At 64.7% G+C, this 15,855-nt stretch carries 17 protein-coding genes; 13 read left to right on the forward strand and 4 right to left on the reverse strand.

Features of this window, described 5'->3' with window-relative positions:
* From VMS96_03120 to VMS96_03135, 4 genes are all read right to left on the reverse strand, one after another.
* Window positions 1–716: hypothetical protein (locus VMS96_03120; GenBank protein ID HVP42393.1), on the reverse strand; the 716-nt coding region annotated here is incomplete at its 3' end.
* The gene (locus VMS96_03125) at window positions 713–1,576 is read right to left on the reverse strand and encodes an ABC transporter ATP-binding protein (protein HVP42394.1); all 864 of its coding nucleotides are present in this window, start codon (window positions 1,574–1,576) and stop codon (window positions 713–715) included. The genes VMS96_03125 and VMS96_03120, both read right to left, overlap by 4 nt.
* Window positions 1,577–1,593: 17 nt before the next feature.
* Window positions 1,594–1,959, reverse strand: a complete 366-nt coding sequence (locus VMS96_03130) for a GntR family transcriptional regulator (GenBank protein HVP42395.1) — start codon at window positions 1,957–1,959, stop codon at window positions 1,594–1,596.
* 45 nt (window positions 1,960–2,004) lie between these two features.
* Window positions 2,005–2,586, reverse strand: a complete 582-nt coding sequence (locus VMS96_03135; protein ID HVP42396.1) for a hypothetical protein — start codon at window positions 2,584–2,586, stop codon at window positions 2,005–2,007.
* 111 nt (window positions 2,587–2,697) lie between these two features.
* On the opposite strand from VMS96_03135, the gene VMS96_03140 reads away from it, so the two are divergent.
* The 13 genes from VMS96_03140 to VMS96_03200 form a co-directional block, all read left to right on the forward strand.
* On the forward strand, window positions 2,698–3,084 hold the full coding sequence (locus tag VMS96_03140) for a hypothetical protein (GenBank protein HVP42397.1): 387 nt from the start codon (window positions 2,698–2,700) through the stop codon (window positions 3,082–3,084).
* 46 nt (window positions 3,085–3,130) lie between these two features.
* On the forward strand, window positions 3,131–3,310 hold the full coding sequence (locus tag VMS96_03145; protein ID HVP42398.1) for a hypothetical protein: 180 nt from the start codon (window positions 3,131–3,133) through the stop codon (window positions 3,308–3,310).
* 92 nt (window positions 3,311–3,402) lie between these two features.
* A complete protein-coding gene (locus tag VMS96_03150) occupies window positions 3,403–4,119 on the forward strand; it encodes a Crp/Fnr family transcriptional regulator (protein HVP42399.1) in 717 nt (238 codons plus the stop codon).
* Window positions 4,120–4,218: 99 nt separating this feature from the next.
* On the forward strand, window positions 4,219–4,707 hold the full coding sequence (locus VMS96_03155; GenBank protein HVP42400.1) for a Crp/Fnr family transcriptional regulator: 489 nt from the start codon (window positions 4,219–4,221) through the stop codon (window positions 4,705–4,707).
* Between the two features lie 48 nt (window positions 4,708–4,755).
* A complete protein-coding gene (locus tag VMS96_03160; GenBank protein HVP42401.1) occupies window positions 4,756–5,016 on the forward strand; it encodes a hypothetical protein in 261 nt (86 codons plus the stop codon).
* A gap of 143 nt (window positions 5,017–5,159) precedes the next feature.
* Entirely contained in the window at window positions 5,160–5,534 is a 375-nt protein-coding gene (locus tag VMS96_03165) for a hypothetical protein (GenBank protein ID HVP42402.1), read from the forward strand.
* 170 nt (window positions 5,535–5,704) lie between these two features.
* Window positions 5,705–6,613 carry a DmsE family decaheme c-type cytochrome gene (locus VMS96_03170; protein HVP42403.1) on the forward strand — a complete coding sequence of 303 codons (909 nt, stop codon included), beginning with the start codon at window positions 5,705–5,707 and terminating at the stop codon, window positions 6,611–6,613.
* Between the two features lie 88 nt (window positions 6,614–6,701).
* Window positions 6,702–9,563, forward strand: coding sequence for a hypothetical protein (locus VMS96_03175; GenBank protein HVP42404.1), 2,862 nt, complete (start codon window positions 6,702–6,704; stop codon window positions 9,561–9,563).
* A gap of 331 nt (window positions 9,564–9,894) precedes the next feature.
* A complete protein-coding gene (locus VMS96_03180) occupies window positions 9,895–10,200 on the forward strand; it encodes a cytochrome c (GenBank protein ID HVP42405.1) in 306 nt (101 codons plus the stop codon).
* A 296-nt stretch (window positions 10,201–10,496) separates the two neighbouring features.
* Entirely contained in the window at window positions 10,497–12,452 is a 1,956-nt protein-coding gene (locus tag VMS96_03185; GenBank protein ID HVP42406.1) for a hypothetical protein, read from the forward strand.
* Complete coding sequence (locus VMS96_03190; protein HVP42407.1) at window positions 12,453–13,352, forward strand: hypothetical protein; 900 nt, start codon at window positions 12,453–12,455, stop codon at window positions 13,350–13,352.
* A gap of 224 nt (window positions 13,353–13,576) precedes the next feature.
* Window positions 13,577–15,541, forward strand: a complete 1,965-nt coding sequence (locus VMS96_03195; GenBank protein ID HVP42408.1) for a cytochrome b/b6 domain-containing protein — start codon at window positions 13,577–13,579, stop codon at window positions 15,539–15,541.
* A gap of 92 nt (window positions 15,542–15,633) precedes the next feature.
* On the forward strand, window positions 15,634–15,855 hold a 222-nt coding region (locus VMS96_03200; protein HVP42409.1), incomplete at its 3' end, for a hypothetical protein.

Below are 15,855 nucleotides of genomic sequence, written 5' to 3' on the forward strand. Positions count from 1 at the left end.
GCCATGGGGTCGGCGGCCAAGCGATTTCCGAGCCAGTAGCCGAAGTGCACGGAGTTGAAGGCGATCTTCTCCAGCAGTCCGACACAGAGCAGCGGCAGAGTGGCCCACAGGAAGGGCGCACGCCGCGCCCATGCGGAAGCCAGCAGCAGCCATCCCCAGAACGGCGCGTACCAGAAGCCGTGGCCCAGCAAGAGGTGGTAGAAGAGGATCCAGGTCATCTGGCCGAACGAGAGTCCGGACCATAGGTCGAGTCCGCGCGCGCCGGCCAGCAACAGCATGATCACCTGCACCACGAAAGTGGCGACGAAGGTGATCAGTGGGATGACCAGGATGGGGATGGCGGCCTTGGCCAGCACGGTCTCGTGGTCCGACACCGGCAGCGACTTCCAGAACAGGATGCTGCGGTCGCGACGCTCGCCGTAGAGCGCGTCCACGCAGTAGAAGATGGCGACCAGCATGGTGGTGCCCATCAGAAGCAGCGCGGGGAAGGTGAAGGGCTGCTCGCCGCGGAGATCCTGGCTATCGAGCTTCGCGACCCGAACCAGGCGAAAGCCGAAACCGATGACGATCAGGACCGCGACCCCCAGGGGCGCGAGGTAGATGCTGCGGTTCTCCAGGATCTCGCGGCGGACGAGCCAGTAGAAGCGGCGGTGGAAGGGGAGATCGCCGACGGCCCGGGAGCGCACCGGGGCTTCGGAGAGGGCGTGGGTGTTCATGGCGTCACTCCTTGCTGCCCGCCGACGATGGCGACGAACAGGTCGGCGATGCCGGGCGTGCGGACCTCGCCGAGCGCCGCCAGCCGCTCCCGCTCGACGCCTTCGAACAGCATCACCGTGCGGCCGAGCGACTGGCGCTCCGCGATCGGGCGCAGAGCGCGCGCCGCCGCCACCTGTTCCGGCTTGGCCGCGAGTTCGGCGAAACGCGCTTCCACCTCTTCCATGGTGCGCCTGAAAACGATTCGCCCGCGGTCGATGAACATGAGGTCGGTGAGCACGTGCTCGACCTCTTCGACCTGGTGCGTGGCCACGACGATGGTGCGCGTGCCTTCAAAGTAGTCGTTGAGCAGGGAATCGTAGAACTGCTTGCGGAACAGGATGTCGAGGCCGAGGGTGGGCTCGTCGAGCACCAGCAGGCGGACATCGATGGCCATGACGATGGCCAGGTGAAGCTGCGTCACCATGCCCTTCGACAGCTCGCGCACCTTGCTGGCGCTCTTGACGGTGGTCCGCTGCAGGAAGCTCTCGGCTTTGGCGCGGTCGAAACCCGGGTGCACGCCGGCGACGCAGTCGAGCAACTGGGCCACGCGGATCCAGCGCGGGAGCACGGCGACGTCGGCGATGAAGCAGACGTCGCGCATCAGCCGCTCGCGTTCGCGCCAGGGATCGCGGCCCAGGACGCGCAGCTCGCCCTCATAGGAAGTCAAGCCGAGGATGGCGTTCAGCGCCGTCGTCTTGCCGGCGCCATTGGGGCCGATGAGACCCAGGATGCGGCCCTCCTCGACCTGCAGGTCGATGCCGTCGACCGCGACGGTGGCGCCATAGGTCTTGCGCAGGCCTCGTGCTTCGATGCAGCTCATTTCACGTCTCTCCCTGCCTATTTCTTCTTCGGGCGGCGGCCGTTGAGCAAGTCCTCCGCCGTCAGTCCCAGCCGCTCGATGCGCTCGTGGATCTGCGGCCACTCCTGGTTGAGGAACCTCTCGCGCTCCCCCTTGAGCAGCAGGGCGCGCGCTCCTTCGCGGACAAAGAGGCCGAGCCCGCGACGTTTCTCGACCAGTTCCTGGTCCACCAATTCCTGATAACCCTTCAGGACCGTGAGCGGATTCACGCGATACTCGGCGGCCACGTTGCGCACCGACGGCAGCGGATCGCCCTCCTTCAGCACGCCGTCGAGGATCATCGCCACCACGCGGTCGCGCAGCTGGCGGTAGATCGGCTGGCTGTCGTTCCACTCACGGTCCATCAGGTCTTCCCTGGGAGCCCCACCATACCAGAGATACCGCGTGCGTCAGTTCACCCGGCGGAGGTCGAAGCGCGCGTGGATCACCTGGTCGCCGGGAAGAATGAAGGTCCACTCCTCCTTGTGGTGATTGGCGTCGATCAGGGTGAAGGACGAGCCATGCATGTGTCCCCGCTTGGGGCTGCCACTGATGTCCACGAACTGGAAGTCGATGGTTTTGCCATCGGGAGACGCCTTCCCGATCATGTGCGGCCGGTTGCCGGCGTCGCAGTAGTGGACCAGGTTGAGTTGGTCGTCGTTGAGGTAAAGCATGGTGACCGGGTGGTCGATCTTGGCGGCCTGGTCCTCGCTCCTCATCCAGAACGGCGCGCCCTGTTCCTGAAGCTCGTGGACGATGGCGTGGCCCTTGGAGGTGACGCGCATGGCCACCCGCAGGTCGGCCATGCTGACGCCGTTCAGGGGCGGGTCGATGGTCACCGGCCCTTCCCATTCGCCGGCAAGGGTCTTCAGGGCGTCGAAGGAGACCTGGGCCTCGGACTTGGGCGGCGCGGGCTGGGGCGCGGCCGACTGCGCGAGGAGCAACGGGCAAAGCAGAACAAACGCGGACAGTAGAATGCAAAGCGATCTCATGGTCTATCTCCTGGCGGTGCTGGTGAAATTCGAGCGTCATACCCGGGTATTCCGGTAACTGTTATAGTTAACTATAACACTAAGTCAGTGTCAAGCAATTCTTGCCGCGGGATGGCGGCCGCGGCCCGCCCCCGCGACTTCCGTGTGCGCCGCCGTTACTTCTGTGCCCCCGCCGGTGACCCCCGTTATCTTTCGCCCCGCCAGCAGTGGCGCTACCGTGGGCTCACTGGGATGGAGCAGCGAGGTGGGCGCATGGAAGATCTCGAGCACGGAATCCGCCGCATCGCGGAAGAGCTGCGGGTGGTCCAGGAACAACTGAAACAGGCGGGGCTGCTGACCGACGAACGCCAGCGCCGCCTCCACCGCTGGGAGCTGGCCCGGCATCTCGGCTCCCTGTTCGAGCGGGTGCAGATGTACTTTTTCGTGCATCAGCAGGCGGCCAAGCTGGCCGCCTATCGGGCCGGCCATCCGCCGCTGCGGGCGCCGCGCCCGGACTAGCCGTCTTTCCCCGGCCCCGGTTTGCGGCTACACTCGCACTCTGGCCATGCCCGACATCCAGCTAGTGCGCGAGTGGGACGCCGACACTTTCCACAAAAAGGTCCTGGAGCTGGAAGCGCAGGGCTACGTCTCCCGGCGCGAGACCTACAAGATCACCGCCGAGATGAATCCCGAGACCGGGCTTATCGTCCACCTGCATTCCATCGAGATGCACAAGGGGGAGTGACCGCGGTCTCTGCCCTCGGTTCACCGCTGTGATGTACGTCACAATCCCAAAATGGTGTGTTGGTGGTACTATTCGGCTGAAGGTCACTGACAATGCTGTCCCCTTATGGTCTCGAGATCATCGAGAGCTGTCTGACCTGCAAGCTGCGGGAAGACCGGCTGTTTTGTAATCTGTCGCCGGGCGCGGTGAAGGACCTGGAGGCCATCAAGTACTCGACGGCGTATCCCAAAGGCGCGGTGCTGTTCGTGGAAGGCCAGGCCCCGCGCGGGGTGTTCATCCTGTGCAAGGGGCGGACCAAGCTCTCCATCTGCTCCAGCGACGGCAAGACCCTGATCCTGAAGATCGCCGAGCCCGGCGAGGTGCTGGGGCTGAGCGCCACCGTCTCCGGCAAGCCCTATGAGCTGACGGCGGAGACCCTGGACCCGTGCCAGGTGAACTTCGTCAAGCGCGACGATTTCCTGCGCTACCTGCGGGAGCACAACGAGGTCACGCTGCGGGTGGCCGAGCAGCTGAGCGACAAGTACAACACCGCCTGCCACGAGATCCGCTCCCTGGGCCTGTCGCACTCGGCGGCCGAGAAGCTGGCCAAGCTGCTGCTGGAATGGTCGGAGAAGAACGGCGACAGCAAGCAGCCGGGACGCATGAAGCTGGCCCTGACCCACGAGGAGATCGCGCAGATGATCGGCACCTCGCGCGAGACCGTGACCCGCCTGTTCGCCGATTTCAAGAAGCGCCAGATCATCCAGCTGAAGGGCTCGACGCTCACCATCCGCAACCGGCAGGCGCTGGAAACCCTCATCAATCCTTGAATCCGGGCGGGGGCACCGCACCTTCCTGACGTACACCCATCACCATTTTTCGTGATTTGAGTCACAGCTTTCGCGCCCCCGCACTCCTAGATTGGAGGCATGAACCAGGGGAGTGACATCGCCGTCAACTTCTTCACCTGCGACGTGGCCCCGCCGCGACTGTTCAGCCATCTGAGCGCGGAGGCGGCGCGCGATTTCAGCGCCATCCAGACGGCGCAGGAACTGCCCAAGGGAGCGGTGCTGTTCAGCGAAGGCCAGACCCCGAGCGCCGTGGTGCTGCTGCAGAGCGGAGCGGCGCGGCTGTCGATCTGCTCCAGCCGGGGCGAGAAGCTGACCTTGCGCACGGCCAGGGTGGGAGAGGTGCTGGGCCTGAGCGCCAACGTCTCCGGCAAGCCGCACGAGGTCACCGCCGAGACCACGGTCCCCTCGCAGATCGTCTTCATCAAGCGCAAGGATTTCGTGCGCTTCCTCAAGGAGCACACCGACGCCTGCATGCAGGTGGTGCAGCTGCTCAGCAACGACGTGCACGCCGCTTATGACCGGGTCCGGGCCATCGGCATGGCACGGGCCCGCCACGTGCGCAACTGACCCGCTCCGGGCCTCCGGCAGAGCTGCAATCGCTCGGGGGGAGGCACGATGATCGCCAAGTGCGCCAATCCGGAATGCGGCGCCCCCTTCCGCTACCTGCGGGAAGGACGGCTGTTCCAGGTGGACCAGGACCCCGCCGGGCACCGCCTGGTGGGACCCTTCCTGATCGCGGAGACCGGCCCACCCCACCGCCTGGAGCACTTCTGGCTGTGCGGCGCCTGCTGCCGGCGGCTGACCCTGGCCATCGATCCGCAGCGCGGCGTGGTGCCCGTGCCCCTGCCCCAGGAACGGGGGAAAGCCGCGGCCTGAGCGGGTCCTCCCCGGTGTGACTGCCATCACACCCCTGCGTGATTCTAGTCATAGCGCGGCCCGAGCTTCGGGCGCACTCTGGGGGCAGTGGGGGCCATGTGGACCGGCCAACCAAGGCGCGGCCAGGGCCGAAGGAGACACCCATGGCGAAGGACGAGCGCGACATCCTCGAACTGCTCAAGTTCGAGCTCAACTTCCTGGAACAGGGCGGCTACGGCCGCTCGGTGCGCACTCCCTGGAAACCGACCTCGATCTTCCAGGACTCCCTGAGCTGCATCAATTTCGGCGATCCCCATCGCACCCGCCCGTGCAACGAGTGCCTGCTCATGGACTTCGTGCCCCCGAGCGCGCAGGGCGAGGACGTGCCCTGCCACCACATCGTGCTCAACGAGAAGGGCGAGACCGTGGACACCATCGAGCGCTACGACAACCAGCAGGAAGTCGAGGAGAAGTTCAAGGACTGGCTGCGCCAGACCATCGCCCGGCTGGAAGCGGAGCGCGCCCGGCGGCCCGCCTAGGACAATCCACCCCGCGGCCCCCGGCCTGACGCCGGCCCGGCACCCGGCCGCGCTCGCCGTCATCCGTCACTCGGAACTGTGACCGAAATCACAGAGCCCCGCCCACATCCTAAGAGAATATGCAGCATCCCGGGGTCCCCAACTCGGGGGGCGTCCGGCAAGGAGCTCGTATGGCCGCATGGAGGACGCCGCAGTCTCTGCTGGCGATGGCAGCATCCGCTGTACTCCTGGCCGCCGGCGCTGTCGCGCAGACGCCGGCGCAAAAGAACGTGGTCCCCGCCTCTCCCGCCCCGCAATCGCAATACGTGGGGTCGGAGACCTGCAAGGGATGCCACGAGGACCTCTACAAGAACGTGGAAGGCACGCTGCACGTGCAGACCTTCAAGCTGAAGGACGCCGCCCACCAGGGCTGCGAAGGCTGCCACGGGCCGGGCGCCGCCCACGTGGAGGGCGGAGGCGATAAGAGCAAGATCTTCGTCTTCCCCGCCGCCAAGAGCCAGGAGGTCAGCCAGCGCTGCCTGTCGTGTCACGAAGGCAAGCTGGAGCAACGCCTGTTCCGCCAGTCGCCGCACAACGAGAACGGGGTCAGTTGCACCAGCTGCCACTCCGTCCATCACAGCAAGAAGGAGTACCTGCTGACGGCGGCGCAGCCGGCGCAGTGCTACTCCTGCCACACCGAGCAGCGGGCCGACTTCATGAAGCCCTTCCGCCATCGGGTGGACGAGGGCCTGATCAAGTGCACCGACTGCCACAATCCGCACGGCACGCCGCGCGACCGCCAGCTGCGCTCCTCCCCCAACCAGGACCTGATCTGCACCAAGTGCCACGCCGACAAGCGCGGCCCGTTCGTCTACGAGCACGAACCGGTGCGGGTGGAGGGCTGCACCGCCTGCCACACTCCGCACTCCTCGGTCTATCCGCGGATGCTGCTGACGGCGCGCATCAACACCCTATGCCTGCAGTGCCACGTGCAGATCCCCACCGGCGTGCACGGGCCGCAGAACCAGTACCGGTCGACCTGCATCATCTGCCACAACAGCATTCACGGCTCCAACACCAGCAACATTTTCTTCAAGTAAAGGAAGGAGAAGGACCATGGCAGCTCGAGATCACAATTCGCCCCGGCCCCTCCTTCCCAGAGAGCGGCCGTCGGATGGGAGTCAAAGTATGAATTCAAGGCGTGCAATCGTTATCGCGATCCTGGCATTGCTGCTGCCCCTGTTCGCCCTGGCACAGAACCAGCCCCAGGAGGAACAGCCCAAGGTGTGGGGCGACTACGTTGTGCGCGGCTCGGTCGAATTCGGCGGCCACATCGCCGAATCCGAGGGCAGCGAGCAGATGTACTCCACCCTGGTGGACCTGCACAGCGGTCCCCGGCTGCTGGGGCAGGAACTCACCATGCAATCCCGCACGCGCGTGGGCGGGCTCTTCGACAACCTGTACAGCAGCAGCTTCGGCTTCGGCGGCGACCCCAACGGCATGGCCCGCCTGCGCCTGGAGAAGGACCACTGGTACAACTTCGTCGCCCTTTACCGCCGCGACAAGAACATCTTCGACTACAACCTGTTCGCCAATCCGATGAACCTCAACCCGGGCATCACCACCTGCGGCGTGGGTTGCACCAACGCCTTCACCCCGTCGGCGCTGCCCTGGTATTCGAACACCACGCGGCTGATGGCGGAGACCCGCAACATGGGCGACTTCTCCCTGACCCTGTTCCCGCAGTCCAAGGTCAGCGTGCGCCTGGGATACGCCCGCAACGCCACCTACGGCGCCATGTACACCACCCTGGAGGCCCCGCTGCGCACCATCCTGAGCCAGGACTCGCAGTGGAAGTCCGACCGTTACCAGGGCGGCGTGGACCTGAAGTTCCTGCCACGGACCACCATCAGTCTCGATTTCTTCTTCGAGCACGACAAGAATGACATCGGCTTCACCGATGCCAGCGATATCCTGTACACCCTGGGGATCGGCCCGGCGGGGGCCCCCCAGCAGATCCTGTTCAACGGCCAGCCGCAGCCGGTCGATATCGGCCTTCTGTTGCCACCTTTGGCAGGCACGGCCTCCTGCGCGGGCGCCAACACCCAATCCAACTTCACCGGGGGCCTGTTTCTGATGAGCTCCGGGTGCAACGGCATCCTCCTGAACACCGGCACCGGGGGCCCTTACTTCCGGCATGGGAATGTGCGCACCGACATCCCCACCGGGCAGTTGTCCTTCCAGTCGAGCTATTTTCATAACCTCGACCTGAGCGGCAGTATTGTCTACAGCTCGGCCAGCTCCGACTACTTGAACTTCACCGAGTTCGCCCACTACGGCAGTGCTGCTGTGCCGGCAACTCCGGTGCAGCCGCCGCCGGTCGTGCCGCCGGTGCCGCCGCTCGTAACCACGAGCAATAGCAGCCTTTTCCTGATCAACGGTGCACCCAACGCCGACCGCATGACCGCCAACGCCGATTTCGGGGTCACCTACCACATCAGCAAGAGCCTGTCGGTGTCCGACAAGTTCCGCTGGGTGAACTGGCGGCAGCATGGCTTTGACGACGAGAGCCGCTATGGCTGCTTCCTCAACTCGACGACCTACGCGACGGCGGCGGGAACGACCGGCACCTTCCGTTCGCTACTCAATCCTTGCTTCAGCGGCATACTCGACCTCATCAACCCGTCCGGCGGCGGGCTCATCACCACCTGCCCGACGGCTGGACCTGTCCCCGCCGGTTGCCCCGCCGCAGGGCTCAACCAGGCCCAGGGTTCGGTGGCGCTTGGGGCCGGCAATTATCTGCAGACCCTTGCCAACAGCGCCCTGGTGGGCGAGCGCTCCTACTTCAACACCTTCAAGGTGAACTGGCAGCCCACCCGGCGCTTCAGCGCCTATGTCGGCTACCGCTTTGCCCGCCGCTCCTTCCAGGATGGCAACGCCGGCCTCACCGGCACTCTCTCCTCGGTGACCTCCAACTTCGTCAACGATGGCACCGGCAATCCGCCCACCACTCCCAACTGCAACACCGCCACGCCCACCGCCGGCTGCGACCTGGCGACCGGCATCGCCACCGTCAGCGGCGAAGTGGACAGCGCACAGATCAACCAGCACACGTTGCTGTTCGGCGTGGTCGTGCGGCCGGTGGATGCCTGGCGCATCAACGGCGACGTGGAGTTGCTCTCGTCCGACAGCGGCTTCTTCACCAACATCTATCCCCGGCACCAGCAGCGGATGCGGCTCTACAACACCTTCAAACTGAATCCCTGGCTGAGCTTCAATGCCGGCGTGCACCTGGTCGAGACCCGCAATGACTATGCCCCGGGAGAAGAGGTCGAAGGCACCAGCACCCCGCTCTTCCCCTCCTCCACCATCTTCCCCGTCTACGGGCACAAGGACCACTGGCGCTACTACACCCTGGGCGCCACGATGACCCGCAGCCGGGTCACCCTGGACGTGGGCTGGACCATGCTCGACCAAGAGATCAATTCGGATACCTGTATGCCGATGCCCGACACCGCGTTCACCGGCAGCATCACCGCGCCCCTGGCGTGCGCCCTCGGTAGTACCTCGCGGGCACTGCGCTTGGACTACCAGGAGAACACTCACTCCGGCTACACCCACGTTTCCTTCCAGCCGGTGAAGCGGCTCACGGTGAACCTGGGTTACGAGATCACGGGCGACGCCGGAACCACCAACTGGCTGCGCGCCGACAACGGCACGCCTCTGCTGGTGGTGGGCGATATCTTCGGCAACTCGCCCGCGCTGGCCGGTAACCCGGTCACTCCCTGCCCGGGACCCTCCTCCGGCACCGGCTGCCTCTTCCTCGGCCCCTTCCCCAACCAGCCGCTCGGACCCCAAGCCACCACCTGGCACAAGGCCACGGCCGGATTGGCGGTGGAGGTCGTGAGGAGCGTCGAGTTCAAGGGCATGTGGAACTACTACGACTACAACGGCAAGGACCACACCCCGGGCCTGGAGAACTTGCAGGTCGTCGCGCCCCGTGATTTCCACGCCAACGTGGGCACGCTGTCCCTGCGCTATTCCTTCTAAGTAGCTGGTAGCTGGTAGTTAGTAGCTAGGAAAACAGAGGCCGCGAGCGGAATCGCGGCCTTGTTTTTTTTCGACCCGCGTCTGCCTAACTACTAGCTACTAGCTCCCCGCGACTTCTTGCCGTATCCTTCCCCGGCGCATACCGGCCTGTGACAGCAGTCACATCTAAGCGTGAACCGAGTCACAGCCCGGCGTGTCGCAATATTCAACAATGGAGTCGGTTCCGGAGGTCGGCCAGGTGGCATCGAACGGACTGGCCGGTCCCGGGTGGGGAACCCTCGCCTGGGCTCACCGGACGGATCCATTGCAGCGGAAATCCAAGGAGGATTCAGTGAAGAAGACACTCATCGCAGTGGGGCTGCTGGCGGCACTGGTCGCGCTTCCGATGGCGGCCTGGGCCGAGGGTGCTGCCGACGTTTACAAAGCCAAGTGCCAGATGTGCCACGGCGAAGGCGCCAAGGGCAAGATGGCCGGCACTCATGACTGGAGCTCGGCCGAGATCCAGAAGATGAGCGACGCCGACCTGACCAAGACGATCCTCGACGGCAAGCCGCCCAAGATGCCGGCGCAGAAGGGCAAACTGACCGATGCGCAGGTGAAAGAGATGGTGTCGTACATCCGCAGTCTGAAGAAGTAAGTGGCTCAATGGCGGCGGCCGTTACGGCCGCCGCGCTCCTTCACCGAGATGGAGCAGGGCTCCATCGCAACCGGGTGGAGGTCCGGGAACCTGTGGGGAGGTAACCAGGGATCTCCGGAGTAGGAAAACAGATGTCGGCGAACCGTGCAGTCCGCATTCGCCGCCGTAGGCCCGGGATAGAGAACGGTCTCATATCCTTCATTCATCTCTTACCGGTTCAGAGCCGGGCCGCGGAAGAGGATGCGGAGGAAAAGTTTCGCCCGCGCTGGGCCGTCCGCCTGGCGTGGACCGCGGTGTTGTCCCTGGTGGTCTTGGCCGCCGCGCCCGCGGCGCGCGCCCAGGACAACGACACCTGCCTTGCCTGTCACGGCGACAAGAGCCTGACCACCACCCGGGGCGGGCGCACGGTCTCTCTCTTCGTGGACGGCAAGCGGTTCGGCGGCTCCATCCACGGTTCCCTCACCTGCACCAGCTGTCACGCCGACCTGGAAGGCAAGGAGTTGCCGCACTCCACGCCCCTGGCCAAGGTGAACTGCGGCACCTGCCACAGCGCCGAATACGAACAGCATTCCAAGTCGCTGCACGGACGGGCGGTGGCGCGGGGCGATACCCTGGCCCCCCGCTGCAGCAGCTGCCACGGCAACCACGACATCGTTCCGGTCAAGGACCCGCGCTCGCCGGTCTCGCCGCTGAAGATCCCCTACACCTGCGGCAAGTGCCACCAGGAAGGCACGCCCGTCCAGAAGACCCGCAACATCCCCGAGCACAACATCCTCTCCAATTACCAGGAGAGCATCCACGGCGAAGGCCTGCTGAAGAAAGGCCTGGTGGTGGCGGCCAATTGCGCCTCCTGCCACACCTCGCACAATATCCTCCCCCACACCGATCCGAAATCGTCCATCGCGCGCAAGAACATCGCCGCCACCTGCACCAAGTGCCACGCCCAGATCGAGGCGGTGCACCGCAAGACCATCAAGGGCGAGCTGTGGGAGAAGGAAGCGAATGTGCTGCCGGCGTGCGTGGACTGCCATCAGCCGCACAAGGCCCGCAAGGTCTTCTACAACCAGGGCATGGCGGACGCCGACTGCATGCGCTGCCACAGCAACGAGAAGCTGAGAGCGCATGACGGGCGGAAGCTGTTCGTCGAGGTCTCGGAAGTCCAGGATTCGCGCCACGCCAAGGTGGCGTGCAGCCAGTGCCACTCCGAAGTCAACGCCTCGCGCGTCCGTCCCTGCGAGACCATCACCAAAGGGGTGGACTGCGCCTCCTGCCACGCCGAGATCGGACAGCAGTACCAGAAGAGCAAGCACGGGCAGTTGCTCGCGGCCAAAGACAAGAATGCACCCTACTGCTCGGAGTGCCACGGCACCCACCACGTCCTGGGCAAGAAGAACCCGCTCTCGCCCACCTTCGCGCCCAAGGTGCCGGAGCTGTGCGCCCGCTGCCACCGCGAAGGCAATAAGGCCGCGTTGCGCTACACCGGCACCCAGCACCAGATCATCCCCAGCTACCAGGAGAGCATCCACGGCAAGGGCCTGCTGAAGAGCGGGCTGACCGTGACCGCCACCTGCACCAGTTGCCACACCGCGCACGGCGAGCTGCCCAAGAGCGATCCCGATTCGAGCGTGAACCCCAAGAACCTGCCCTCCACCTGCGGCCAGTGCCACCACGGCATCCAGGAGCAGTTCGTGCAGAGCGTCCACTCCCGCTCGGTCACCCACACCGACAAGGAGCTCCCGGTCTGCAACGATTGCCACACCGCCCACACCATCCAGCGCGCCGACCAGGACAAGTTCGAGCTGGAAGTCATGAGCCGGTGCGGCCGCTGCCACCAGGAGATCGCCAAGACCTACTTCGACACCTACCACGGCAAGGTCTCGCGCCTGGGCTACACCAAGACGGCGAAGTGCTATGACTGCCACGGCGCGCACGACATCTACAAGATCGGCGACCCGCGCTCGCACCTGAGCCGCGCCAACGTGGTCAACACCTGCCGCAAGTGCCACGCCGACGCCACCCGGCGCTTCGCCGGCTATCTCACCCACGCCACCCACCACGACCCCAAGAAGTACCCGTTCCTGTTCTGGTCGTTCTGGGGCATGACCGGGCTGCTGATCGGGACCTTCGTGATCGGCGGGGTGCACACCCTGCTGTGGCTGCCGCGCGCCTTCCAGATGCGCCGCGAACTGAAGGAAGAGGAAGCGCGCGAGGCCGCTGAGCTGGAGCGCAAGTCCCGTGGGGAGGACAAGTAGATGGCCACGCAAGCGGAGATGCAAGCGACCCCGGTCAGGCCCGCAGAACTGGTGCACGATGCCGCCCAGGTCGGCACCCGCGAGTTCGTCCGCTTCACCCTGCTGGAGCGCTGGCTGCACGTCTGCATGGTGGTCAGCTTCCTCAGCCTGGCGGTCACCGGCCTATCGCTCAAGTTCTCCTACACCTCCTGGGCGGTGAAGCTGTCGCACCTGCTGGGCGGCTTCCAGACCGCCGGCTTCATCCACCGCACGGCGGCGGTGATCATGTTCGGCACCTTCGTCACCCACCTGTACGGGCTGTATCAGAAAAAGACGAAAGAATACGGCTCCTGGAAGGCTCTGGTGCTCGGCCCTAACACCATGATCCCCAATGGCCGCGACCTGCGGGAGTTCATCGCCACCATGAAGTGGTTCGTCGGCCTGGGGCCACGTCCGGAATACGGCCGCTGGACCTACTGGGAGAAGTTCGACTACTTCGCGGTGTTCTGGGGCATCTTCATCATCGGCTCCACCGGCCTGACGCTGTGGTTCCCGGTGTTCTTCACCCGGGTGCTGCCGGGGTCGTTCATCAACGTGGCTACCATCGTCCACAGCGACGAGGCGCTGCTGGCCACCGGCTTCATCTTCACCGTCCACTTCTTCAACACCCACCTGCGGCCGGAAAAATTTCCCATGGACACCGTGGTGTTCACCGGTCACATGCCGCTGGCGGAACTGAAGCGCGACAAGCCGCGCGAGTACCAGGCCCTGCTGGAGAGCGGAAGACTGGAAGAGTACCTGGCGGAGCCGCAGCCGCCCATCGTGGTCAAGACCATCCGCGCCTTCGCCTGGATGGCCCTGAGCGTCGGCTTCTGCGTCGTGGTCTGGATCATCTACGCGATGCTGTTCGCGTACCGCTGAGCAGGCGGTTCCTGCTCGACGCATTTTTGCTCTTTGTTGGCGTCATCCTGAGGGTTTTTTGAACCCCGAAGGATCTCGCGTAAAGCATCGCGAAACTGCACGCGAGATGCTTCGCCCCTAAAGGGGGCTCAGCATGACTCCAATGGAAACTGGAGCGTTCGATGTTCGTAAGGTATGCACGATCGGTTGGCCCCGAGGAACGTCACGGCCGGCGTGGCTGGGGGATGTTGGTTCTCATACTTTCCCTCTTATTTGCCCTGCCCCAGGCGCTGGCAGCGAAGGCCCCCAAACCGCCGACCAACGCCGATTGCCTCGCCTGCCACACCGCCGAAGCCGGCCTGAGCATGAAAGTGGACGGAAAGCAGGTCAACCTGGGGGTAGACGAAAAGAAATACAGCTCCTCGATCCACGGCCAGATGTTCCAGTGCGTGGACTGCCACAAGGACGTGAAGACCTCGCCGCACGAGAACGTCCCCGCCAAGGTCTCGTGCGCCGAATGCCATGCCGAGGCGCAGATGGTATTCGACAGCAGCATGCACGCACAGGCCGCGACCCTCAAGAACCTCAATGAACGGAAGCCGACCTGCACCTCCTGCCACGGCGGCCCGCACGAGATCCTGCCCGCCGCGGACGAGAACTCCAAGGTCAACCACAAGAACATCCCCGCCACCTGCGCCTCCTGCCACAACCAGAAATTCGTGATGGAGGAAGCGGGGCTGAGCTCGACCACGGTTTCTTCCTACAACCTGAGCGTCCATGGCAAGGCGGTCGCCGGCGGCAACCAGAAAGCCGCGGTGTGCACCGACTGCCACGGCAGCCATGCCGTCCTGGGCCCGGGCAATCTCAAGTCCTCGATCTACAAGTTCAACGTCCCCAACACCTGCGCCAAGTGCCACGACAGCATCAAGACCGAGTTCATGCAGAGCATCCACGGCAAGGCTCTGGCCATGGGCAATTGGGGGGCGCCGGTGTGCACCGACTGCCATGGCATCCACACCATCAAGAAGCACACCGACCCCAGCTCCTCGGTGGCGGCGGCGAACCTCGCCAAGGTGACCTGCTCGAGCTGCCACGAGGGGGTGCGCATGTCGGGCGAGTACGGCATCGAAGGCCGGCGCGCCACCACCTACCTGCAGAGCTATCACGGGCTGGCGTCGAAGCTGGGCTCCACCGTGGTGGCCAACTGCGCCTCCTGCCACGGCGTGCATAACATTTTGCCGAGTGATGATCCGCGCTCCACCATCAACAAGGCCAACCTGGTAAAGACCTGCGGCCAGTGCCATCCCGGCGCCAACCAGAAGTTCATCACCGGCAAGGTGCACATCGACGTGCCGCTGTCGGCCGACATGGGCAGCACCGCCATCCGCTGGGTGCGGCGCCTCTACATCCCGCTCATCCTGGCCACCATCGGCGGCATGCTGCTGCACAATTTCCTGATCTGGCGGAAGAAGGCGATCGCCATCCGCAACCGGCAACACCGCCCCATTCTCCGCATGAACCTGAGCCAGCGCATCCAGCACGCGCTGCTGCTCTCCAGCTTCATCGTCCTGGTCGTCACCGGCTTCGCCCTGGCCTATCCCGATTCCTGGCTGGGGCTGGTGGTGGGCGAGACCTTCCGCCGCTGGGCGCATCGCGTCGCCGCGGTCGTCATGATAGCCGTCGGCTTCTATCACGCGTATTATCTGCTGGGGCAGCGTGAGGGCCGGAAGGTGCTGCGGGACATGTTTCCGGTGTTGAAGGACGGCTTCGACATCCGCGACAACATGAGCTACTACCTTGGCCTCGGCGACAAGAAGCCGGCCTTCGCCCGCTTTACCTACGCCGAGAAGATGGAGTACTGGGCCCTGGTGTGGGGCTGGGTGGTGATGTCGGTCACCGGCCTGATGGCCTGGTTCAAGATGGGTGTGGGCATCTTCCTGCCGCGCTGGTCGGTGGACGTGGCCCTGGCGATCCACTTTTACGAAGCGGTGCTCGCCTCCCTGGCCATCGTGGTCTGGCATTTCTACCAGGTATTCTTCGACCCCGACGCCTATCCCATGAACTGGGCCTGGTGGGACGGGAAAGTATCGCTGCATCACTATCGGGAAGAGCACGGGCTCGATGGCGAAACCATTGCCGCGGCCACAGGAGCGGAACCGCCGGAAGAGAAGCCGCGGGATGAGACCGCCGCGGCGGGCAGTGATGCATAGTCCGGCGGCTGCCGACCTTTGGCGCTTCGCCGCGTGTGGGGTTTGTGGTAAAGCAATGAGATCAATTCACAAGGTGGAGGTCTGTCGGCATCATGACTGATTCCGGCGCAAGCGCGCCTACCCATCGCGCGGGCCTGGCCCGCATCCGGGAGCTGGTTGGCAACCCGATTTCGATGATCGGCCTGGCGCTGGCAAGCGTGGCGCTGGGCAACAGCCTGTTCTTTTTTGTGCTGGACGTGACCTCTTCGCGGTCCGGCCCTTACGTGGGCATTCTGGCCTACATGGTCGCCCCGGGCATCATGATCTTCGGCCTC

Source organism: Terriglobales bacterium (genome assembly GCA_035543055.1).
In the GTDB taxonomy this organism is placed as follows: domain Bacteria; phylum Acidobacteriota; class Terriglobia; order Terriglobales; family Acidobacteriaceae; genus JAIQFD01.